Source organism: Hwangdonia seohaensis, assembly GCF_031932625.1.
GTDB classification, from domain to species: domain Bacteria; phylum Bacteroidota; class Bacteroidia; order Flavobacteriales; family Flavobacteriaceae; genus Hwangdonia; species Hwangdonia seohaensis.
The window spans coordinates 265554-286178 of the sequence record NZ_JAVSCK010000004.1; the positions used below are offsets into that span (position 1 = coordinate 265554).

Consider the following 20625-nt stretch of genomic DNA (forward strand, 5'->3'; position numbering starts at 1 on the left):
TACTCAATACGACAGGGTATTAGACTTTTTAGACCGTATCGTTTTGCTTGCGACTAAAAGTGGAAATTTTGCTGATAAAAAATATGGCCATAAATAAAACAAAACACCGTCATTTTATAATCTATAAACCTTATGGGTATTTAAGTCAGTTTAAAAGCCACGACTCCAAACAGCAATCTAAAAAGTTTTTGGGAAGCCTTTTTGATTTTCCGGAAAACGCCATGGCCATTGGCAGATTGGATGAAAAATCGGAAGGCTTGTTATTGGTTACCACCGATGGTAAAATGAGCGATTTTGTAAATAGCCAAAAAGTAGAAAAGGAATATTACGCGCAGGTTGATGGCGATATTTCAGCGGAGGCTGTTAAGAGTTTAGGGTTGGGTGTAGAAATAGGTTTTAACGGTAAAAAGTATAAAACCAAACCTTGTAAAGCGTTTAAGTTGAATGAAATACCCGAATTGCCAAAACGCTCCCAGAAAATTAGGGACGCTAGGCACGGACCAACATCGTGGGTATCGATTACCTTAAACGAGGGTAAATTTAGACAGGTTAGAAAAATGACTTCGGCCGTTGGGTTTCCTACGTTGCGATTGGTGCGTATTCGGGTTGGCGGTATTGCCCTTGGTAGCATGCAAGTGGGTGATGTGGTTGCCGTTGATGGATTTGAATTATAAAAACCGATTGGTCATTGCGAGGAGCTTTTCGTGACGTGGCAATCTGTTTCTTATTAGTTAACCTTTCTTTTATAAAGCAAACATTAACTTTAGCATTCAATTAAAAAGATTACCACAGTCGTACCTCTTTCGTAATGACGAATTAAACTTCCAGCTTTTTAAGCTCTTTGTAATTACGGTTTAATCGTTTTAAAAGAATGCCGTAAACCAACCAGTAAAACAGAAGCAGAATCCCGATAGCGACCACCAATATTAAGATGGTTGCTATTATTATGCCGGCATAAAATTTAAAAGCTTCGCCATTTGCTGCGGCCTTATTGACCTGATCGATAACTTGCTGGTCTCTGTCGAACTCAAGAAACAGAACCACGATGGTGGATACTACGAGATAGATTAAATTAAAGGCAACATATTGTTTTACCGTTTTTCGGGTTTTAAGGATGTTTTCCATTAAAACCTTGGCATTATCGGTGGCCGAAATGGTTTTGTAGTTTTTGTAGAAGAGGTAGAAAAAATAGGCTAAAATAATGTAGCCAATTACCATTAATGGGATGAAAATGGCATCGGCATCGTATTGGTTAAAGCGCTTCATGCTTTCGGAGTCTTTTAAGAAAAAGGATATAAAGGTCCAGAACCCAAACTCCAGTAAGCTGATGATAAATATCCACTTAACGATGGAAGACGATTTTTTTAATATCATCTTGTAAATTTCGTTATAGGTTAATTTTGGAAACGCGTCGTCGCTTTTTTTCCAATCTTTTTTTAATAATTCTAATTCATCCATAATGTTACGGATTTAATATGGTTTTAAGTTTTGTTTTAATCCTGTTCATTTTCACGCGTGCATTCACTTCGCTTATACCTAAGGTTTCACTAATTTCTCTGTAATCTTTGTCTTCTAAATACAAGAAAACAAGTGCTTTTTCAATATCGTTTAATTGGTGTACGGCTTTGTAAAGTGTTTTTAATTGCTGTTCTTCGGTGTCGTCATAATCTTCAGCTTTTATCTTGAATTCAACACCTCCAAAATCCTGCGTGCTTATCCTTCGTTTAGATTTTCGGTAGAGCGTAATAGCCGTATTTAAGCCCACGCGATACATCCAAGTACTAAATTTTGCATCGCCTCGAAATTTTGGATAGGCTTTCCAAAGTTGTATGGTTATCTCCTGAAATAAATCGTTATGGGCATCATAATTATTCGTATACAACCGGCATACTTTATGAATAATATTCTGGTGCTTTTCTAGCAATTCAACAAAACTATGTTCAAGTTCTTTATTCAATTCGTTGGTTTAGTTATAAGGTAAGTAGCTTAAATATTTAAAATGTTACAGCAACTTATAACAATATTTTTAATTAAGAAAAAAAAGATGAAATGGCTTGTTTGATAAATGCTGATTTTAGCAATTTCTTTTGATTGAAAATAAACTGAAATTTGAAACACCAAAAGCAGGTGTTTGCCATAGCTTTAAAATGAAATGAAAAGTGAAATAAATGTGATGGTTAAAAAATTGAAAGATAACCACCGTTTTTTTTGCGATTTTCAATTTTTTTGGAAGTTTGTTTTTGATGGTTAAATGAATGCTTTGTATTTTTGTTTTATTTATCTGATATTCAGTATTTTGAATATGTAATATAGATTTTGTCTATGATTGCTTTATGAGTCCAAAAACGATAAAAAGTTGAGCGATTGAATAGGTAAGCATGATGCCGATATTTGAAAAAGGCAATGGTTCGTAAAACTTATTTAAAGCCAATAAACTATCCGAAGTTATAAAAAAAAGTGCACCTAAAAAAACTAAAATGTAACTGTTTTTTGGAACACGTCCCTGTCGTAAAAAACCGGTAATGGCCATTAATAAAATAACACCCATATAAACCATTACGGGCAACAGTAAATCGCCCAACCCATCCTTTAAAAAGTAAAATACGGTAGCCGCATAAAGCAGTAATATTACAGTAAAAGGGAACACCTTTTTTGATTTTTTTCTTTTCCTTAAAAAAACCAAAACATACATAACATGCGCCAATAAAAAAGCAAGCAAACCACTTATAAAATAATTGACAGATGCATTTACAAACATTAAAAGCACATCGCCCATTAGCGAAAACACCAAGGCTAAAAGCGTAAGCCATTTTGTTTTGACATCAAGATGTTGGGCGTGTTTCCAAAAGAAGAAAATGAGCGAAATTAAAATTAAAGGCTTGGTAAAGTAATGGTACGTGGTTAAACTTTCAACGGAGCCGGCAATCAATTCTGCAATAACAACAATTGAGAAAACTAATGAAAATGATTTTTCGGTTTTGGTTAGCATGTCCATATCTATTTTTTCAAATATATTCAATTCATCATTAAAATTTTACAGTTCGGTTAGTATTAGTTTTTTCAAGCGTGGTTATGTTTCAAATTTGCTCGTGTTGAATTTATTTCAGTACCACATCAACAAAAACGAACAAACCACTAATCAACCTAAAAAATGAAAAAGCTATTATTGATTTTAAGTGTATTTATTACAACTCAAATTACGGCACAAACCATTATCAACGGAAAAGTTACCGATACCAAGGGGCTGCCCATTGTTGGGGCAAACGTTTATTTGGATGCTACTTACGATGGCAGTACCACCGATGAAAACGGTCTGTTTTCCTTTAAAACCGAAGAAACCGGTACGCAAACCCTAATCGTATCTTTTTTGTCTTTTGAAACCTTTACTATGGTTGGCGACGTATCATACATGAAAGATTTAAGCATTAAACTTCGCGAAGATGTAAACACTTTAGATGCCGTTGTGCTATCTGCCGGGACCTTTGCGGCGGGCGATAACAGTAAGGTTAACGTGCTAAAACCTTTGGATGTAGTAACCACTGCCAGTGCGATTGGTGATTTTGTTGGCGCCTTGCAAACCTTACCTGGAACCACAACGGTTGCCGAAGACGGCCGGTTGTTTGTGCGTGGTGGTGAAGCCGAGGAAACCCAGATTTTTATTGACGGTATCCGTGTGTTTACGCCGTATTCGCCAACTACCAATAACACACCAACGCGCGGGCGGTATTCGCCTTTTTTGTTTGATGGCATCACCTTTTCAACGGGTGGCTATTCAGCGGAATTTGGGCAATCCTTATCCAGTGTATTGCTATTAAATACCATTGACGAACCCGACCAAGAAAAAACGGATATTGGCATAATGAGTGTTGGCGCAACATTGGGCAACACCCAAAAATGGAATAAAAGTTCAATTAGCGTTAATGCGTCCTACATCAATTTAGCGCCTTATATCGCTTTGTTTCCAGATAGAAACGATTGGAAAAAACCTTTTGAAACCCTTTCGGGCGAAGCGGTATTCCGTAAAAAAACAGATGCGGGTTTAATTAAATTGTACGGGGCTTTTGATACCACAAATTTTGAACTCACCCAAGAAGATATCAATTACAGTGAAGGATTGGATTTTAAATTGAAAAACAAAAACCTATATGTTAATGGCTCGTATCAAGGGGCATTAAACGCTAATTGGTCGTTATTCGGAGGGGTAAGTTATACCCACGGGAACAACAATATCGATATTATGGATCGTGATATTGAGGATTTTGAAAACGCGATACACATCAAACTGAAATTTAAAAACCGAATAAGCAACCGTTTCAAACTGTATTTTGGCGCAGAGTATTTTGCAACGGATTTTGATGAAACCTATGCCGATGATACGGTTAGTCGGGTAAGCTACGGTTATAACGATAACATTGCGGCAGCCTTTGCCGAAGCCGATATTTTTATATCGAAAAAATTAGCGTTTAAAACGGGTTTACGTGCAGAATACACCGAAATTTTCAAAGATTTTACTGTGGCTCCTAGGCTGTCGTTGGCCTATAAAACCTCAGGGAAAAGCCAGTTGTCTTTGGCTTATGGTAATTTTTACCAAAATCCGTCGAGTTATATTTTAAAGTTCAATCAAAATTTAAAACCCCAAAAGACATCGCATTATATTTTTAACTATCAGTACAATGCCGATAGGCAATTGTTTCGGGCCGAAGCGTATTATAAAAGATATGATGATTTGGTGAAGTTTAATGACGAGTTTCCAGATTTCAACAGCAATTATAATAGCAATGGCAGCGGTTTTGCAAAAGGCATCGATTTCTTTTGGAGAGACAGTAAAAGCATTAAAAATTTTGATTATTGGTTAAGCTATTCGTTTTTGGATACCAAGCGTGATTACAGGAATTATGCCGAAAAAGCACAGCCAAATTTTGCAAATACACATAATCTTTCGGTAGTTGGTAAATATTGGATTAACGATTGGCGCAGTCAAGTTGGTTTTAGTTACGGGTTTGCTTCGGGCAGAACCTACACCAACCTAAACCAGCCTGGGTTTTTAAACAACAAAACCAAAGCTTATAACAGTTTAAGCATTAATTGGGCCTATTTAATAAGTCCGCAAAAAATCTTGTACGCCTCGGTAAATAATGTGTTGGGATTTAAAAATATTAATGGCTACCAATATGCAAATACACCAAATGCGAATGGCCATTTTGAAAGACGTGCGTTGCAACCTGCGGCCGACCAATTCTTTTTTGTTGGTTTCTTTTGGACCATTAGCGAGGATAAAAAGAGTAACCAGTTGGATAATTTGTAGAGGAGATTTGTTTACCAGTCTCATATTAGAATACTGCGTAGTTTGAGTTAAAGGATTTTCTGAAGGAAAATCGGATGCAAGCAAATAATCACTAATCTTTAGATTTAGGAATAAACTTATGTATTATTTTTGTACAATTTTAGGTACTGGTTTTTATATTAATTCTATTTTTTTGTATTCATTAATTATCTTGAACTGTCCCTCATAAAGTACTTCCAAATCTGGATTAGAAGTTTTTGTTCCTTTCCAATAATCAGTTGCTAAAGTTTTCCATTCCTTAATACTGTGTAATTCCGTCTTTATGTATTCCGCGTCTGCAATGTGTCTTTTACCTTTAGGAGATAATTCAAGTTCTATTATTCTCTTTTTTGGGTGTTTTTTAAAAGTATCCCACCAACTTTCAAGTGTGTCAGTTGTGCATAACCAAATGCACTTTTTTCTTGATGGAAGTAAAGGGTTTACTTCAAGTCTAACTTGCTCAAACGTATCTTCTCTTATTAATTTTAAATGTTGAAAATGTGATTTATACAGTTCGTTTGATAAACCTTCGTAGTCAATTAGTAAATCTTGAACTTTATAGAAAAGGTCTTCATAGTTTTTAGATTCGTAGTCTAGATTATCCATCCATTCAATTTCTATAGTTTCTCCAGCTCTTTTAATTAATCTTTTGCCTTGGAAATTAAATTTTGAAATATTTTCGATGCCATTGAGAATATCTCTGTAAAAATTATTAAAGCCTGTTTTTTCAGAATCTCCTTTTCTCCATTCTTTTCGAATACCATTTAAAATCTGAATATGAAAATATCTCATAAATTCTGTTCGTAAGTCAACTTGCACCTAATGGCTCGTGGATATACGTCGTTTTAATGTTTTATATCAACCACTAAACAAACATATCAATTTTTTCGCACAAAATCAAACTTAAAATTCACATTCAAAAACCACCCACACATGATAAATATCATAGTATTTAGTTGGGTTTTATAATAATTTTAATGGTATAAAACGGATTAGTCATGAAACCCAAAAAAAACCCAGAATTAGAGATAGGACGAAACAGTAGCCTGTACTTTGCCATAGGTTTAAATGTGATGCTGCTTATGTCCTGGCAAGCTTTAGAGTACAAAACTTACGATAAAGATCTTGCAACCATCGATATATTGGATGTTGATGAAGAGTTAGAGGAAGATATCCCTATTGTAAACCTCAATACGCCACCGCCGCCACCGCCACCGCCGCCAGTAGTTGTTGAAACCATTACTATTGTTGAAGATGTTGAAGATGTGGAAGAAACTATAATTGAAAGTTCTGAAGCTAACCAAAACGAGGCTGTTGAAGAGCGTATTATAGATGTTAGTGAAGTTGATGTTGAAGAGGTTGAAGAAGACGTAGAAGTATCGTTTGCAGTCATTGAGGACGTGCCTGTTTTTCCAGGCTGCGAAGGATTGTCGAAAAATGAAATGAAGGATTGTTTCCAGCAAAAAGTACAAGAGCATGTTAGAAAGAATTTTAGATATCCGCAAACGGCTCTGGAAATGAATATTCAAGGACGTGTGTCGGTAATCTTTGTTATCGATTCTAAAGGACATACAACCAATGTAAGATCCAGAGGTCCAGATAGAATTTTAGAAAAAGAAGCCGAACGTATTATTGGCTTGTTACCAAAAATGATTCCAGGAAAACAGCGTGGTAAATCTGTTAAAGTAAGTTATGCTGTACCTATATTTTTTAAACTTCATGAAGGTTAAAATAGGGTTTTTTTAAATGGTTTTATCAATGTGAAAAAGAGGTTGTTTAAAGTAGACTTTTTAGGCAACCTCTTTTAATGCCAGTGTTTTACGGCATCATGGTGTAAAATTACCTTTCTGAAGGCATTTGGCGCTTTCTCGTTTAAAAGTTTTAAGCCATCGCCGGCATCAATCAATTCCTGAAAATTTTTCTCGCTGGCCTCGTATTGCGCTTTGTTTTTATAGGTTGTAATAAGCATAAAAGTATAGGGCGTTTTGGCCGTTGGTTGGGTTTCCAACAATTGGTAAGAGGTAATAAAGCCTTTTTCAATAGCTTTAATGCGTAGCTGTTGCCAATTGTTTTGATAGTAAAAAAGAGCTTCGGCTTTGTTTTCATTTAAAACCTGTACATAATCTATCATGGAAACATGAGCGGATGGTTGGCTTATTCCCATATAAAATGTGAGCAAAACCGCAATGAGAATTGTTTTTTTCATAGTTAGTTTGTGTTTCGAATTTTCTTCAATGTAATAATTTTTGCGAGCCAATATTTAAAGTTTAACATTTCGTCTACAAAAAATAACAATTCGGTAAGTTGCTTTTTTAAAGATTGGTTTTCTGCTTGATATTTGTTTCATCATTAACAGTATAAAAACCAAACTTATGAAACATTTAATTATTATCGCAACACTTTTAGTATCAGGACTAATGCATGCTCAAACCAATTACGAAAAAGGTATGCAAAAGGCCTTTCAGCTCTGGGGAAGCAACCAACCCACCGAAGCAGCCAATTTATTTGAGCGTATTGCAAAAGCTGAACCGGACAACTGGTTGCCATTGTATTACGCCGCACAAATTAATGTTGTAAAGAGTTTTGGTGAAAAGGACGAAGAAAAACTGTCGGCACAACTTAAAAAGGCACAAAATTTAATTAACGATGCCACGGCCATTTCAAAAGACAACCCGGAAATCCTGGTGCTGCAAGCCTTATTGCACACCGCTTGGGTAGCTTACGATGGCGCCACTTATGGCATGACGCTTTCGGGAAAAGTAGTGGAATTATACACAAAAGCAGCACAAATAGCACCCAAAAATCCGCGTGTGGTGTTTAGCAAAGCAGAGTGGGACATGGGAGGCGCACGTTATTTTGGGCAAGATACCACGCCATTTTGTAAAGATATAGAACGCTCTATAGAACTTTTTGCTAACTTTAAGCCAGAAACACCGTTTCATCCTAATTGGGGAAAAGAGCGCGCGGAGCAAGTACTAAAATCTTGTGAAAAGTAAATTATACACTAAAAAAAACACATGAAAAATTCTGTTAAAAATATCATTATAACATTTGTTATTGGGTGCGCTGTATTTGTAGTGGCCAACTTTATTTCTGATGGCTTTGAGTTTGAAAGCGTGAGTGATTTTCTAATAGATTTTTCATTTTATCAGCTGTATTCTTTTGTGCTTGGGTATTCCAACATGTATTTTTTTGGTTATATGGATGGCCTCCAATGGAAAAAAAACGAGACGGTAAAGCGCATTGTTATTGGTGTTTTTGGATCTACGGTAATCACTTTAATAGGCTTGTTTTTTCTTCGAGCTTCCACATCGGTATTTTATGTGGGCAATACATTTGAAGCTTTTTTGGCCAACGAAAAACTTAAATATTACCAGTTTGGGTTGTGGGTAACCTTAACCATTGTAGCCATTTTTCATGTTATTTATTTTTATAACAGATACCAGCAAAACAAAATAAAAGAGCAAAAGGTTATTGCAGGTACGGCAAGCGCTAAATTCGATGCTTTAAAAAATCAGTTGGATCCGCATTTTCTGTTCAACAGCTTAAATGTATTAACCAGCTTAATTGAAGAAAATCCGGATAATGCCCAAAAATTCACTACATCGCTATCCAAAGTATACCGCTATGTTTTAGAGCAAAAAAACAAGGAATTGGTAACGGTTGACGAGGAGTTGGAATTTGCAAAAACCTACATGTCGTTGCTAAAAATGCGGTTCGAGGACAGTATCGTTTTCAGTATGCCCGAAAAAGCATCAAACCCAGAAAGCAAAGTGGTACCGCTATCGTTGCAATTGCTTTTGGAAAACGCCGTAAAGCACAATATGGTAACATCAACCAAACCCTTGCACATTAAAATTTACGAAGACCGAGATAATCTGGTAGTCGAAAACAATTTGCAGCCCAAACAAATAGTAAAAAAGAGCAGTGGAGTGGGCTTAAGCAATATTATGCAACGCTATGATTTATTGACCAACCGAAAAATAAATGTAAACAAACAAGCCAATAGGTTTGCGGTAGCCATACCTATGCTTACAAAACAAATATCAATTATGAGAACAGAACAAACTTCATCAACATTAGACGACAGCTACATGCGTGCACTAAACCATGTTGACGAGCTTAAAGCCTTTTACTATAGCCTAATATCGTACTTTTTGGTTATTCCGTTTTTAATATTTATCAATTACAAAACCTCATGGGGATTCCAGTGGTTTTGGTTCCCCATGTTTGGCTGGGGCATTGGTTTGGTCATTCAAGCCTTTAAGGTTTTTGTAAACGATGGCGCATTGGGCAGAAATTGGGAAAAACGTAAAATGGAAGAGTTTATGAAAAACGAAAAAAACAATTGGGACTAAATAATATAACAATCATGGAAAGATTACCAGATATAGAAACCAACAAAAAAGCGATAAGAGCCCGCAAGCGTGTTGAAGCCATAAAAGGCTTTTACCAACACCTTTTAGCATATTGTTTATTTACGCCGTTCACCATTTTTATTAACTACAAAACCTATTGGGACTATAAATGGTTTTGGTTTTCGGTTATAGGCTGGGGTATTGGTTTGGCCATTCACGCCTTTGTGGTTTTTGTTCAAAAAGGATTTTTTGGAAGCCAGTGGGAAGAGCGCAAAATAAAAGAAATAATGCGTAAAGAAGAAAACCGGTGGGATTAAAACATTAAGATTATGGAAGATTATAAATTAGAACCTTACCAAAATAAAAATTTTGAAAAAGAACAAGCATACGTCCGTGCAAAAAAACGTGTAAAAGAGCTTAAAGGCTTCTATTGGCACGCCTTTTGGTACGTTGTGGTTAACATTTTCATTATAGCCATGGTCGTGTCCAATAATGGCAATCTATGGCATTTCGGCACCTTTTCAACCGCTATTTTTTGGGGCATTGGCCTGGGCTTTCACGCGCTTGGGGTGTTCGGAAAAAACCTCGTTTTCAGTAAATCTTGGGAAGAGCGGAAAATCAGGGAGTATATGGATAAAGATAAAAAACAATGGAAGTAATTTGGGCGTTACCCTGCGGGTCGGGCTTTCCACTATATCTTTTTAAAACGCCATTGCGAAGAAGGAACAACTGTGGCAATCTGCTTAATTTTAGTTTAATGCTATTTTCGTTTTATCAAGTTTTAAAAAGGATGCCGTTTCAATCCCTAACGCGGGGTTAGTCCGCAATCGGCAGTAAGCAGTCGCAGTCGGTACAGCATATTTAAAGAAACAAGTTGATAAAACATTCGTGAATTCGTGGCAAAACAAATAGATTTCCTTCTTCAAGGAAATGATAAAAAAGAACAATTATAAAATGAACGTAATAATTATAGAAGACGAAAAACCATCAGCACGACGTTTACAGCGCATGCTGCAAAAATTAAATTTAGAAGCCAAAACCATGTTGCATTCCGTTGAGGAATCCATCAACTGGTTTCAAAACAACCCACATCCGGATTTAATATTTTTAGACATCCAATTAAGCGATGGCCTATCCTTCGAAATTTTTGAAGCTGTCAACATTAAAAGTGCCGTTGTTTTCACCACAGCTTACGATGAGTACGCACTTCAGGCCTTTAAATTAAATAGCATCGACTACTTGTTAAAACCCATTGACGAAGACGATTTGGCAACGGCCGTTAAAAAATACCAAGATCGCGCACCGCAAAAACAAGCCGTTACCCTAGATTTTAACGATATAAAAAAACTCCTCATAAACCCGATTGATAGAGAATACAAAAAACGGTTTTCGGTAAAAGTGGGGCAGCATTTAAAACTCATCAATATCGATGATATTGAGTGTTTTTATAGCGAAAACAAAGGCACGTATTTGCACACCAACGAAGGGCGAAACTATCTTTTGGATACCACTTTGGAGTTGTTGGAAAACGAGTTGGAGCCACAAACCTTTTACCGTATCAATCGTAAGTTTTTTGTAAATATCAATGCCATAAAAGATATGGTGAGCTATTCCAACTCGCGCTTGCAAATTAAACTCCATTCTTATAAAGAACAGGACGTCATTGTAGCCCGAGAGCGCGTTAAGGATTTTAAAGCGTGGTTGGAGTGATTTTTCACAAATAACCACTCCTCTTTTCAGATAATCTTAAATTTAAAAAAAATAAAACAGCTTATTTTTTCAATGCCGTTAACTCTGCAATTTTGCAAATGACCTCGGTGGCTTTCATCATGCTTTCAACAGGCACATACTCATAACGCCCATGAAAGTTATGTCCGCCGGCAAAAATATTTGGACAAGGTAATCCCATATAACTTAACTGCGAGCCATCGGTACCACCACGAATGGCTTTTATTAAGGGCTCTATGTTTAATTGTTTCATGGCTTCTTCAGCAATATCAACAATATGCATAACAGGTTCAATTTTTTCTTTCATGTTGTAATACTGGTCTTTTATATCAACAACAATGGCTTCTGTTTCGTATTGCGAGTTTAGCTCATTCGCCAGCTTTTCAAACAACGCTTTTCTGGCTTCAAACTTTTTCATATCGTGGTCGCGAATAATATATTCTAAAACGGTTTCCTCCACTTTTCCGGTCATATTGCTCAAATGGAAAAACCCTTGGTAACCCTCAGTGTGTTCTGGGGTTTCCATTCGCGGCAACGAGTTGATGAATTCGGTTGCAATGTACATGGAGTTTATCAATTTCCCTTTCGCATATCCCGGATGTACAATTTTCCCTTTCACTTTTACTTTAGCACTGGCGGCATTAAAATTCTCATATTCCAATTCCCCAATTTGGCTACCGTCCATCGTGTAAGCCCAATCTGCACCAAATTTTTCTACGTCAAACTTGTGCGCACCACGGCCAATTTCTTCATCCGGCGTAAAACCGACACGTATTTTACCGTGTTTAATGTCTGGGTTGTTAATTAAGTACTCCATGGCCGAAACAATTTCGCAAACACCCGCTTTATCATCGGCGCCCAAAAGCGTTGTGCCATCGGTAGTAATTAGAGTTTGCCCGATATATTGACGCAAATCCTCAAAATAATCTGGAGATAGAACTATGTTTTCTTCTTTATTCAATAATATATCGCCACCGTGGTAATTCTCAAAAATTTGAGGTTTTACATTGGCACCCGTAAAATCTGGCGAGGTATCAAAATGAGAAATAAACCCAATAGTTGGCACATCGTGTTCCACATTACTTGGCAGCGTTGCCATGATGTAGGCGTTGTCGTCAATGGTAACCTCGTGCATGCCGATGGATTTAAGTTCTTCAGCCAGTTTATTGGCTAAATCCCATTGTTTTTTGGTGCTTGGTGTGGTATTGGAATTGGGATCCGATTCGGTGTCAATGGTCACATAACTGATGAATCGTTTTATAAGGCGTTCTTTTGAAATCATTCTATAATATTTTGGGTGAAAAATTAATTGCTCATTTTGGGCTTAAAGTTACGATTATTAAGTTTTTTAGCTTTTGAATTGCTCATTTTTTTAATTAGAAGTATTTTTGCATAAATAATACTGATGTACAAATTATTACTTCGTCCGCTATTCTTTTTATTCGACCCCGAAAAGATTCATCATTTTACGTTTTCGTTAATAAAATTCACTTCCAAAATCCCTGGATTCGCATCCATATTTAAAAGTTTGTATGTTGTAAATGATAAACGATTGGAGCGCAACTTGTTCGGGTTAACCTTTAAAAACCCGGTAGGTTTAGCGGCAGGTTTCGATAAAAACGCGGTATTGTATAATGAGTTGGCAAACTTCGGATTTGGTTTTATCGAAATTGGTACGGTAACCCCAAAGGCACAAGCCGGAAACCCCAAAAAAAGATTGTTTCGGTTAAAAGATGACCAAGGTATTATTAACCGCATGGGTTTTAACAATGAAGGATTGGAAGCCGCAATTAACCAATTAAAAAAGAATAAAGGCCAACTGATTATTGGTGGAAATATTGGCAAAAACACCCAAACAAAACCCGAAGATTATACCAAAGATTATTTGGAGTGCTTCAACGCCTTGCATCCCTTTGTTGACTATTTTGTGCTTAATGTAAGTTGCCCGAATGTAGGTAGCCATGCCAAATTAAATGACAAAGATTATTTGGAAGAATTGATAGGCGCGGTACAAAATGCCAATAAAACTTTTGGGAAACAGAAACCGATTCTTTTAAAAATTGCACCGGATTTAAATACGATACAGTTGGATGAAATTATTCAATTGGTGGCCGACACCAAATTGGATGGTGTAATTGCCAGCAATACCTCGATGGACAGAAGCGAACTAAAAGCCACAGAGCAACAATTAAAAGCTATTGGTAACGGTGGTTTAAGTGGCCAACCAATTAAAGAAAAAAGCACAAAAGTTATTAAATATCTTTCCGAAAACAGTAATAAGGCCTTTCCAATTATTGGTGTTGGCGGTGTGCATTCAGCCCAAGATGCTCTGGAAAAAATTAATGCTGGCGCCGATTTAATACAAGTTTACACAGGTTTTATATACGAAGGACCGCGTTTAATTAAAGCGATAAACCAAGCGATTTTAAAAGAAAGTTAATTCGTTGATTTTGGTTTATTATGCTGAGCTCGTTTCCTTTTTATGGGATTTGGAATTTCCTTTTTTTGGAATTTCAATCTTTATTTAATGAATTTTTTAAGAACCCTTGATTTACCATCGTTTAAAATAAGCAAATAAGTCCCTGAAGATAAGTTGCTCACATCTATGGGTTGGTTTGAAACGGCGCCAGATAAAAATGTTTGTCCCACTAAGTTAGAAATTTCGAAATTTGAAACCAATTCAGAATCGTTGGTTTTTATGTATAGCAAGTCTTCTTTAACAGGATTTGGGTATACTATAAAACTCTCGTCCGATATAGGCACATAAATCGTTTTGATAAACACATCATCGATGGCAATATCGCCTTCCCAACTTGAGCCTCTAACCGCTCTAAATCTAACTTTTATGGTTTGATTGGTATACGACGACAAATTTACAGACTTGGTTAAAAACGCATCGTTTTGACTCTTTTGTTGATTTCCAATAATGGCGGGGATAACATCGGTAATGTAACCATCTTCGGTTTTTAAATCCACATGCAATTCACCAATATCTTTTCCAAACATGTGGTATGAAAATTCAAGTTCAGAGTTTTCTTTGTCAACAGTGAAACAAGGTGAACTAAATTCGGCAATATCACCTGGGTTGGATCCAGAGGCTTCGGCGTAAATATATTTTCCTAAAATTTCTGTGTTCGAATTATCACTATTTGGGCCTGTGTTTTCTGTTGAGGTTTCGCCAAAATTAACATACCAATTATAACCGTTTTCAGACACATCGTTGACTGTCCAACCCTTATCTCCCGCCACTTCAAAATCGTCAAAATCTTCATTTAGCATATCGGGTTGTGTCCCGACTTTAATATATTTTGAATAGGTTTTACTAATGGATTTCGATTTGTTTGAAACCTTTAGCGTCACATCGTAAATCCCAACAGAGTACGTATGTATTGGGTTTTTAGTGGTGTAATCTATAACTCCGTCAGAATCAATGTCCCATTCCCATTGCGTTATATTTTCACAGCTACTTTTAAACTGAACCGTTAAATCTTCTTCGCAGGTTTGGTTGACATCCGTAACAAAATCGGCATTAAATGACGGGCAGGACAAATAGTTTTTAGTCGTCATAAAAAAAGCGTACATACGTGCCAATTGTTGCTCTGTAAAATGCGTTCTGCACCCTTTTTTGGAATACGACATTATATTTTGAGTATCGGGTTTGAAGGCAGCTCCGTTTTCATCGGTTTCCGTACCAATATATTCGCAAAAATTATTTACGTTTTTGTCTGTAAGTTTAGGGTCGGCTGGTGTATCACAGATGCCATCGCCCGTAGTATCGCAATTACTACCATCAACCAACTCTTTGGTTAAAGTATCGTTTTTTGGCCCGTGGGTATGTATCAATGAAAAAAAATGGCCCATTTCGTGCGCTAGCGTAGAATCGTTGGTAACACAATCGTTTTTTAATACAATAACATCCTTTCTCGCCATATTATTGCTGAAACCACAAATAATTTCATTAGAATCATTCTTGATGTAATCGGTAAAATAAATATTGATTAAACCAGCAACATTGTATTTTTCGGTTAGTGTGGTTTCATCTTTTTTATCAAAAAAGCACAATTTATCATCATCGATATAATTAATGCCATCGCATAGGAAAAATTCCATGAACGCATCTTTATAAATGGCATTTAAATTAGAAATCGCATCGTCAAGCTCCGAAACGCTAAGACCACCCGTTCCATTGGAATGTCTTATAATATGTGCTTTTATCGGAATGGCGTTAATAGTTTTTTTAGGAGTATCACCCTTAATGTACTTAGCATTTAAAAACGCTTGCTCGAAAGTTTGAAGTTGAGGCTTTATACTTTGAATGTATTTTATGGAAGCTTCCGAAGTTGTTGTGCCACAATCAGTTGCCGTGTTTTGACCATACAGCAAACCCATGGTGGTAAAACCAACTAAACAAAAAAGAATAGTAATTCTTGAAGTAAAAATATTCATTCGGGGCAAACATTTGCTCAAATGTATATTTTATCGCAAATTATGAATAATAAAAACGTTTAAGCGTTATATTTTATCGCTTATCTATAATTATCAACTTAAAATCAGTGGATTACTAGTTTTTTGGTAGCGCTCTTATTCGTGGATTTTAAATTTAAAAGGTAAACACCCGTGTTTAAATGCGATAAATCAATTTCTAATTTAGACAGCCCTTTTCCAATGGGTATGTTTTTAACCAATCGTCCTAATATATTATAAACTTGAACTGACTTTAAATCACTGTTTTTAAGGTTTGAAAGCGTAATTTTGCCTTTTGACGGGTTTGGATAGATGGAAACATGTTCTAAAACGTCAATATCATCTTTACTTAAAGTAGAATCGATATAATTAAAGGTAACCGTGCCAATTCTATGGCTCATATTAGAGTTTACACCATCAAAAGGCGGCTGGTTTAACAAACTTGTAATAACATCTAAAGGATTGGACGCGGGATTGCTTCCAGAATAGCCATTGCCGTCTTCTGTACCGGCATCGTATGGAAACACATCTAACGTAAAAGAAGCTTTCCAGCCGTTATTTACAGCATTGTTTCCAGATCTTAAATTTTCACTATTAATGGCAATAAACCAATCGGGGCTAGGGGCAATCATTGAAGCCAGACTTACAAAAGGGTAATCTGAACTTATCTGAATGTTTTTTGTAATAGTGCCTTGAGCCACGTTTAATCCGGAACCGATTACAAATTTATCGGCATCGGCATTGGCAGTTACTTCGTTTTGAAAAGCAGTTGTGTCGCCTGTTTCCGCTATCGATTCTATTCCAGCGGAAGCAGCACTTCCCATTTCCAAAATGGAGTTTGCTGTTTGATGCGTAGCAATAGCTAGAGGCGACCAATGCGGATTACTTGGTAGGGGAATAGTGCTAATGCCATTTACAGGATCTCCAGTTGGGGTCTCCCAAAAACTCTCAAAAACAATGCTGTAATTTGCAACACTTTGCGCAAAGCTATTAATGGAAATAAACACACAAAACAGTAAGACTGTAAACGAAGTATAGTTTTTCATGAGTTTAATAGCTTAGTGGTTTAATAAATATTTAAGTCTGATTAAATTGCAATCCCTTACAAAATAATAGTATTTTTATGGTCGAATATTTAAGTGTTAAATGCCTAAAAAAGTAAAGATAATTGAATGCCCACGCGATGCCATGCAAGGTATTAAGGCATTTATTCCAACAGCTAACAAAGTGCAATATATCCAATCGTTATTACGTGTTGGATTTGACACCATAGATTTTGGAAGTTTCGTATCGCCAAAAGCCATCCCGCAAATGGTGGATACGGCCGAAGTTTTAGCGCAATTGGATTTAAGCAAAACCACCAGTAAATTATTGGCCATTGTAGCCAACCAAAGAGGTGCGGAAAATGCATCAATCCACAAAGAAATCGATTATTTAGGCTATCCGTTTTCAATATCAGAAAACTTTCAAATGCGTAATACCCATAAAACGATAGCACAGTCGGTTTCGATTTTAGAAGACATTTTAAATATCGCCGACCAAAGCAATAAGGAAGTCGTGGTTTATATTTCCATGGGGTTTGGGAATCCTTACGGCGATCCGTGGGACGTAAATATAGTAGGCGAGTGGACCGAACGCTTAAATAAAATGGGTGTTAAAATTTTATCGTTAAGCGATACCGTGGGCACTTCAAACCCCGAGAGCATCAGCTATTTATTTTCACATTTAATACCACAATACCAGCATATTGAGTTTGGTGCCCATTTACACACCACGCCATCTACTTGGTTCGAAAAGGTAGATGCCGCTTATAAAGCAGGTTGCATGCGTTTTGATGGCGCCATACAAGGTTTTGGTGGATGCCCCATGGCAAAAGATGAGTTAACGGGCAACATGCCAACCGAAAAACTATTATCTTACTTCACGTCGCAAAAAAACAATAGTTTAAACGCCCTTAGTTTTGAGAGCGCATACAACGAGGCTTCAAAAATATTTAATACTTATCATTGATTTTTTTTTAATGACTTGTTTCATTTTCACTTCATTAACTTTTTAAGTTAAATTTTATTTAAAATAATTCTAAATAAACTTTGCTAAAGTCATTTTCATTTTTACTTTTGCAATCGAAAATCATAATCTATTTATAATTAGTCTAAATAAAGACAATAAATTTAACCAATGAAAAGAGTCATCACAATTTCAGCAATTTTTATCAGTGCATTTGCTTTTGCACAAACGGTAAGTCAAGATACGACTTCAACAAAAAACCAACAGCAAAACGCTGCACAAAACATAATAAACGGTACCGTTTCTAATGGGATAACCGTTGGTGGATACGCACAAATTGACTACAACCAGCCCGAAGGTGCAAACGGTAAAATGGACGTGCACCGTATGGTTATGCTTTTAGGTTACAAGTTTAACGACAAGGTGCAATTTGTTACTGAAATTGAGTACGAACACGTTAAGGAAGTGTACATCGAGCAAGCATTTTTAAACTACAGCTTAAACGATAACCTTAATATTCGTGGTGGTTTAATGTTGGTGCCAATGGGTATTGTAAACGAATATCACGAGCCAACAACCTATAATGGTGTAGAACGACCAAATGTTGATAAAAGCATTGTGCCATCGACATGGAGAGAAATTGGAGTAGGTGTAACCGGCAGATTTAACAACGCCAATTTACGTTACCAAGCCTATATTTTTAACGGATTTACATCGTTAAACGGTTCTAAAACTTTGGGCGGAAGCAATGGTTTGCGTAACGGCCGTCAAAAAGGAGCAGAATCTACAATAAACACACCAAACCTTTCGGCAAAAGTAGATTACTACGGCATTCAAGGATTGCGTTTAGGGCTTTCAGGATACTTTGGTCGCACACAGGCCGAAGACGATGTAGACATGATTGACGGTGCAGATGTAGGAATCTCTATGTTTGGTTTAGATGCCCGTTATATTAACAAACGTTTCTCGGCACGTGGGCAGTACATTCACGCATTAATTAGCGACGCAACAGCTTACAATAACTTAAACAGTGCCAATTTGGGTAGCGAGCTTAAAGGTTGGTATGCAGAGGCCGCTTACAATTTATTGCCACTTACCAACGAGCAAAAACTAGATGCTTTTGTACGTTACGAGCAATACGATACCCACGCCGCAACCCAAGATGCAGGCATTGCCAGAAACCTAAGTTACAACAGAAACGAGTGGACTACTGGTTTAAGCTACCACGTAGCAAATGGCGCGGTGGTAAAAGCAGATTACCAAATTTTAGATAATGCTGCCATTGGCAACAAATCAATGGGGCAGTTAAACTTCGGAATCGGAGTTTGGTTCTAAACCATAATAATAATTTGGGCGTTACCCAATCCCGATACCTATCGGGAGGGTCGGGCTTTACGTTGCAAGTCCTCGCACCAAAAAAAGGTGCTATGGGCTTTCCACTGCAATCCCTAACGCGGGCAAGCACAATGGTTAACCACTAAAACTAAATTTGGTGGCTAACCATTTGGCTTGTAAAACAAATAAAAAAGAATACTTTTGCAATATGAGTTTTAAACACATAACAATATTATTAACAGCGCTTTTTTTAATGGCTTTTGGGCTTCCAAAAAACATTCAAAAAAAGGTAGATAAAGAAATTAAAAGCGTTTTTAATATTGAGACCTTTTCGTTTAATGCCAAAGCAATTCCTCAAGACATTGCAAAAAAATTACCATCAAAATTCGAAGAGAACAATTTATTTAAAATAGAAACGGACAGCGAACTTTTAGGATACGCTTACGTAGCAAAAGCCCCAAGTAAAACCGATGAGTTCGATTATTTGGTATTACTCGATAAAAATTTGGTGGTTTTAAAAGCCAAAGTGCTCATCTATCGGGAAGATTACGGCGCCGAAATTGGCAGCAAACGCTGGTTAAAACAGTTTACAGGTAAAACCCGAGCAGATAGCTTAAATTATGGCGATAATATAGTCGCTATTTCGGGCGCAACCATTTCGGTACGCTCAATGACAAATGCCATGAACAACTTGTTAAAATCTTTAAAAATCCTTCATTCAAAAAACATATTGTAAATGCAACTAAACGGATTAATATTTACGCTTCCTAAAGAGATTAAATTATTAATCGGTGCTTTTATTATTGTATTAAGTATTGGGTTTTTTACGGGATTATTGTTTGTTGGCGAGACATCTTCAACAAATCCAAATGGCATTGAAGAGCAATATTTAGGAAACGAAGACGATGAAAACGCCACCGTGATGCGCTTTAAAAAAAGCGATCAAGAAATGCTAACTTTGGTGCACAACCACATTTTATCCATGGCTATTATTTTCTTTATGGTTGGGCTTTTGGTTGCCATAACCAAATTAAACAACAAGCTTAAAATATTCTTAATTGTGGAGCCATTTGTTTCGGTCGTGCTCACTTTTGGCGGACTTTACCTCTTGTGGAAAGGCATGCTTTGGATGAAGTATATTGTTATGTTTTCCGGTATTTTAATGACCCTTACTTATTCGTTATCCGTATTAATTGTATTTAAACAATTATTTCAAAAAAGATAATTAGCATGCTGTTTTCCTGAATGCTGAACACCAACTCAAAAACATTATACTTACTTGAAATTCCGACAGCGTCGTAAGCAGCGATTTTCAGAAATAATGAGCTGTAAAAATAATGTTGGAATTCCAAACAAGGATTATAAAATAAAAACCAAATAAATATCCTAAATAGTAATGTACTAAAGCGA

The 20625-nt window shown here is 36.5% G+C and carries 21 protein-coding genes; 13 read left to right on the forward strand and 8 right to left on the reverse strand.

The features are described 5' to 3' along the window. The first annotated feature begins 83 nt into the window (after positions 1 to 83). Positions 84 to 674: a pseudouridine synthase gene (locus RNZ47_RS14000; protein ID WP_311941923.1), complete on the forward strand. Its 591-nt coding sequence runs from the start codon at positions 84 to 86 to the stop codon at positions 672 to 674. 142 nt (positions 675 to 816) lie between these two features. Here RNZ47_RS14000 and RNZ47_RS14005 read toward each other — a convergent pair whose 3' ends face one another. From RNZ47_RS14005 to RNZ47_RS14015, 3 genes are all read right to left on the reverse strand, one after another. Beyond that, on the reverse strand, positions 817 to 1458 hold the full coding sequence (locus RNZ47_RS14005) for a DUF8845 family protein (protein WP_311941458.1): 642 nt from the start codon (positions 1456 to 1458) through the stop codon (positions 817 to 819). A 4-nt stretch (positions 1459 to 1462) separates the two neighbouring features. Further along, positions 1463 to 1957: an RNA polymerase sigma factor gene (locus RNZ47_RS14010; RefSeq protein WP_311941461.1), complete on the reverse strand. Its 495-nt coding sequence runs from the start codon at positions 1955 to 1957 to the stop codon at positions 1463 to 1465. 363 nt (positions 1958 to 2320) lie between these two features. Then, positions 2321 to 3019 (reverse strand): lysoplasmalogenase, encoded by a 699-nt coding sequence (locus tag RNZ47_RS14015; protein WP_311941465.1) that lies wholly within the window; start codon positions 3017 to 3019, stop codon positions 2321 to 2323. 132 nt (positions 3020 to 3151) lie between these two features. Between RNZ47_RS14015 and RNZ47_RS14020 the strand changes: the two genes are divergently transcribed. Then, positions 3152 to 5305, forward strand: a complete 2154-nt coding sequence (locus tag RNZ47_RS14020) for a TonB-dependent receptor (RefSeq protein WP_311941469.1) — start codon at positions 3152 to 3154, stop codon at positions 5303 to 5305. 153 nt (positions 5306 to 5458) lie between these two features. Here the strand turns inward: RNZ47_RS14020 and RNZ47_RS14025 are convergent, their stop codons facing one another. Beyond that, positions 5459 to 6115 (reverse strand): DUF2441 domain-containing protein, encoded by a 657-nt coding sequence (locus tag RNZ47_RS14025; protein WP_311941472.1) that lies wholly within the window; start codon positions 6113 to 6115, stop codon positions 5459 to 5461. Between the two features lie 206 nt (positions 6116 to 6321). Between RNZ47_RS14025 and RNZ47_RS14030 the strand changes: the two genes are divergently transcribed. After that, the gene (locus tag RNZ47_RS14030) at positions 6322 to 7053 is read left to right on the forward strand and encodes an energy transducer TonB (RefSeq protein WP_311941474.1); all 732 of its coding nucleotides are present in this window, start codon (positions 6322 to 6324) and stop codon (positions 7051 to 7053) included. A 74-nt stretch (positions 7054 to 7127) separates the two neighbouring features. Here the strand turns inward: RNZ47_RS14030 and RNZ47_RS14035 are convergent, their stop codons facing one another. Beyond that, entirely contained in the window at positions 7128 to 7529 is a 402-nt protein-coding gene (locus RNZ47_RS14035) for a hypothetical protein (RefSeq protein ID WP_311941478.1), read from the reverse strand. A gap of 166 nt (positions 7530 to 7695) precedes the next feature. On the opposite strand from RNZ47_RS14035, the gene RNZ47_RS14040 reads away from it, so the two are divergent. From RNZ47_RS14040 to RNZ47_RS14060, 5 genes are all read left to right on the forward strand, one after another. Further along, positions 7696 to 8319: a tetratricopeptide repeat protein gene (locus tag RNZ47_RS14040; protein ID WP_311941481.1), complete on the forward strand. Its 624-nt coding sequence runs from the start codon at positions 7696 to 7698 to the stop codon at positions 8317 to 8319. A 21-nt stretch (positions 8320 to 8340) separates the two neighbouring features. Beyond that, entirely contained in the window at positions 8341 to 9681 is a 1341-nt protein-coding gene (locus RNZ47_RS14045; protein WP_311941484.1) for a histidine kinase, read from the forward strand. A 14-nt stretch (positions 9682 to 9695) separates the two neighbouring features. After that, a complete protein-coding gene (locus RNZ47_RS14050; RefSeq protein WP_311941487.1) occupies positions 9696 to 9998 on the forward strand; it encodes a 2TM domain-containing protein in 303 nt (100 codons plus the stop codon). Positions 9999 to 10010: 12 nt separating this feature from the next. Continuing rightward, entirely contained in the window at positions 10011 to 10340 is a 330-nt protein-coding gene (locus RNZ47_RS14055; RefSeq protein WP_311941490.1) for a 2TM domain-containing protein, read from the forward strand. Positions 10341 to 10635: 295 nt separating this feature from the next. Further along, a complete protein-coding gene (locus RNZ47_RS14060; RefSeq protein ID WP_311941493.1) occupies positions 10636 to 11391 on the forward strand; it encodes a LytR/AlgR family response regulator transcription factor in 756 nt (251 codons plus the stop codon). Positions 11392 to 11452: 61 nt separating this feature from the next. Here the strand turns inward: RNZ47_RS14060 and pepT are convergent, their stop codons facing one another. Further along, positions 11453 to 12691, reverse strand: a complete 1239-nt coding sequence (gene pepT, locus RNZ47_RS14065) for a peptidase T (protein WP_311941496.1) — start codon at positions 12689 to 12691, stop codon at positions 11453 to 11455. A 123-nt stretch (positions 12692 to 12814) separates the two neighbouring features. Between pepT and RNZ47_RS14070 the strand changes: the two genes are divergently transcribed. Further along, the gene (locus tag RNZ47_RS14070) at positions 12815 to 13849 is read left to right on the forward strand and encodes a quinone-dependent dihydroorotate dehydrogenase (RefSeq protein ID WP_311941499.1); all 1035 of its coding nucleotides are present in this window, start codon (positions 12815 to 12817) and stop codon (positions 13847 to 13849) included. An 80-nt stretch (positions 13850 to 13929) separates the two neighbouring features. On the opposite strand, the gene RNZ47_RS14075 is transcribed toward RNZ47_RS14070, so the two are convergent. Both RNZ47_RS14075 and RNZ47_RS14080 read right to left on the reverse strand, forming a co-directional pair. Next, on the reverse strand, positions 13930 to 15855 hold the full coding sequence (locus RNZ47_RS14075; protein WP_311941502.1) for a T9SS-dependent choice-of-anchor J family protein: 1926 nt from the start codon (positions 15853 to 15855) through the stop codon (positions 13930 to 13932). Positions 15856 to 15959: 104 nt separating this feature from the next. Beyond that, complete coding sequence (locus tag RNZ47_RS14080) at positions 15960 to 16919, reverse strand: T9SS type A sorting domain-containing protein (RefSeq protein ID WP_311941505.1); 960 nt, start codon at positions 16917 to 16919, stop codon at positions 15960 to 15962. A 100-nt stretch (positions 16920 to 17019) separates the two neighbouring features. Here RNZ47_RS14080 and RNZ47_RS14085 point away from each other — a divergent pair, with 100 nt between their 5' ends. From RNZ47_RS14085 to RNZ47_RS14100, 4 genes are all read left to right on the forward strand, one after another. Further along, positions 17020 to 17883 carry a hydroxymethylglutaryl-CoA lyase gene (locus RNZ47_RS14085; protein WP_311941509.1) on the forward strand — a complete coding sequence of 288 codons (864 nt, stop codon included), beginning with the start codon at positions 17020 to 17022 and terminating at the stop codon, positions 17881 to 17883. Between the two features lie 168 nt (positions 17884 to 18051). Next, entirely contained in the window at positions 18052 to 19215 is a 1164-nt protein-coding gene (locus tag RNZ47_RS14090; protein WP_311941512.1) for a putative porin, read from the forward strand. A gap of 208 nt (positions 19216 to 19423) precedes the next feature. Beyond that, a complete protein-coding gene (locus RNZ47_RS14095) occupies positions 19424 to 19951 on the forward strand; it encodes an FMN-binding protein (RefSeq protein ID WP_311941515.1) in 528 nt (175 codons plus the stop codon). Then, on the forward strand, positions 19952 to 20440 hold the full coding sequence (locus tag RNZ47_RS14100) for an Aq_1264-related membrane protein (protein ID WP_311941518.1): 489 nt from the start codon (positions 19952 to 19954) through the stop codon (positions 20438 to 20440). The last annotated feature ends 185 nt before the right edge of the window (positions 20441 to 20625 follow it).

Excerpts from the sequence above, each read along its gene's own strand:
- RNZ47_RS14060 (WP_311941493.1), top strand. The coding sequence starts at position 10,636 with ATGAACGTAATAATTATAGAAGACGAAAAACCATCAGCACGACGTTTA.
- RNZ47_RS14080 (WP_311941505.1), bottom strand. The coding sequence starts at position 16,919 with ATGAAAAACTATACTTCGTTTACAGTCTTACTGTTTTGTGTGTTTATT.
- pepT (WP_311941496.1), bottom strand. The coding sequence starts at position 12,691 with ATGATTTCAAAAGAACGCCTTATAAAACGATTCATCAGTTATGTGACC.
- RNZ47_RS14035 (WP_311941478.1), bottom strand. The coding sequence starts at position 7,529 with ATGAAAAAAACAATTCTCATTGCGGTTTTGCTCACATTTTATATGGGA.
- RNZ47_RS14030 (WP_311941474.1), top strand. The coding sequence starts at position 6,322 with ATGAAACCCAAAAAAAACCCAGAATTAGAGATAGGACGAAACAGTAGC.
- RNZ47_RS14000 (WP_311941923.1), top strand. The coding sequence starts at position 84 with ATGGCCATAAATAAAACAAAACACCGTCATTTTATAATCTATAAACCT.
- RNZ47_RS14045 (WP_311941484.1), top strand. The coding sequence starts at position 8,341 with ATGAAAAATTCTGTTAAAAATATCATTATAACATTTGTTATTGGGTGC.
- RNZ47_RS14075 (WP_311941502.1), bottom strand. The coding sequence starts at position 15,855 with ATGAATATTTTTACTTCAAGAATTACTATTCTTTTTTGTTTAGTTGGT.
- RNZ47_RS14055 (WP_311941490.1), top strand. The coding sequence starts at position 10,011 with ATGGAAGATTATAAATTAGAACCTTACCAAAATAAAAATTTTGAAAAA.
- RNZ47_RS14100 (WP_311941518.1), top strand. The coding sequence starts at position 19,952 with ATGCAACTAAACGGATTAATATTTACGCTTCCTAAAGAGATTAAATTA.
- RNZ47_RS14005 (WP_311941458.1), bottom strand. The coding sequence starts at position 1,458 with ATGGATGAATTAGAATTATTAAAAAAAGATTGGAAAAAAAGCGACGAC.
- RNZ47_RS14020 (WP_311941469.1), top strand. The coding sequence starts at position 3,152 with ATGAAAAAGCTATTATTGATTTTAAGTGTATTTATTACAACTCAAATT.
- RNZ47_RS14095 (WP_311941515.1), top strand. The coding sequence starts at position 19,424 with ATGAGTTTTAAACACATAACAATATTATTAACAGCGCTTTTTTTAATG.
- RNZ47_RS14090 (WP_311941512.1), top strand. The coding sequence starts at position 18,052 with ATGAAAAGAGTCATCACAATTTCAGCAATTTTTATCAGTGCATTTGCT.
- RNZ47_RS14040 (WP_311941481.1), top strand. The coding sequence starts at position 7,696 with ATGAAACATTTAATTATTATCGCAACACTTTTAGTATCAGGACTAATG.
- RNZ47_RS14050 (WP_311941487.1), top strand. The coding sequence starts at position 9,696 with ATGGAAAGATTACCAGATATAGAAACCAACAAAAAAGCGATAAGAGCC.
- RNZ47_RS14085 (WP_311941509.1), top strand. The coding sequence starts at position 17,020 with ATGCCTAAAAAAGTAAAGATAATTGAATGCCCACGCGATGCCATGCAA.
- RNZ47_RS14070 (WP_311941499.1), top strand. The coding sequence starts at position 12,815 with ATGTACAAATTATTACTTCGTCCGCTATTCTTTTTATTCGACCCCGAA.
- RNZ47_RS14025 (WP_311941472.1), bottom strand. The coding sequence starts at position 6,115 with ATGAGATATTTTCATATTCAGATTTTAAATGGTATTCGAAAAGAATGG.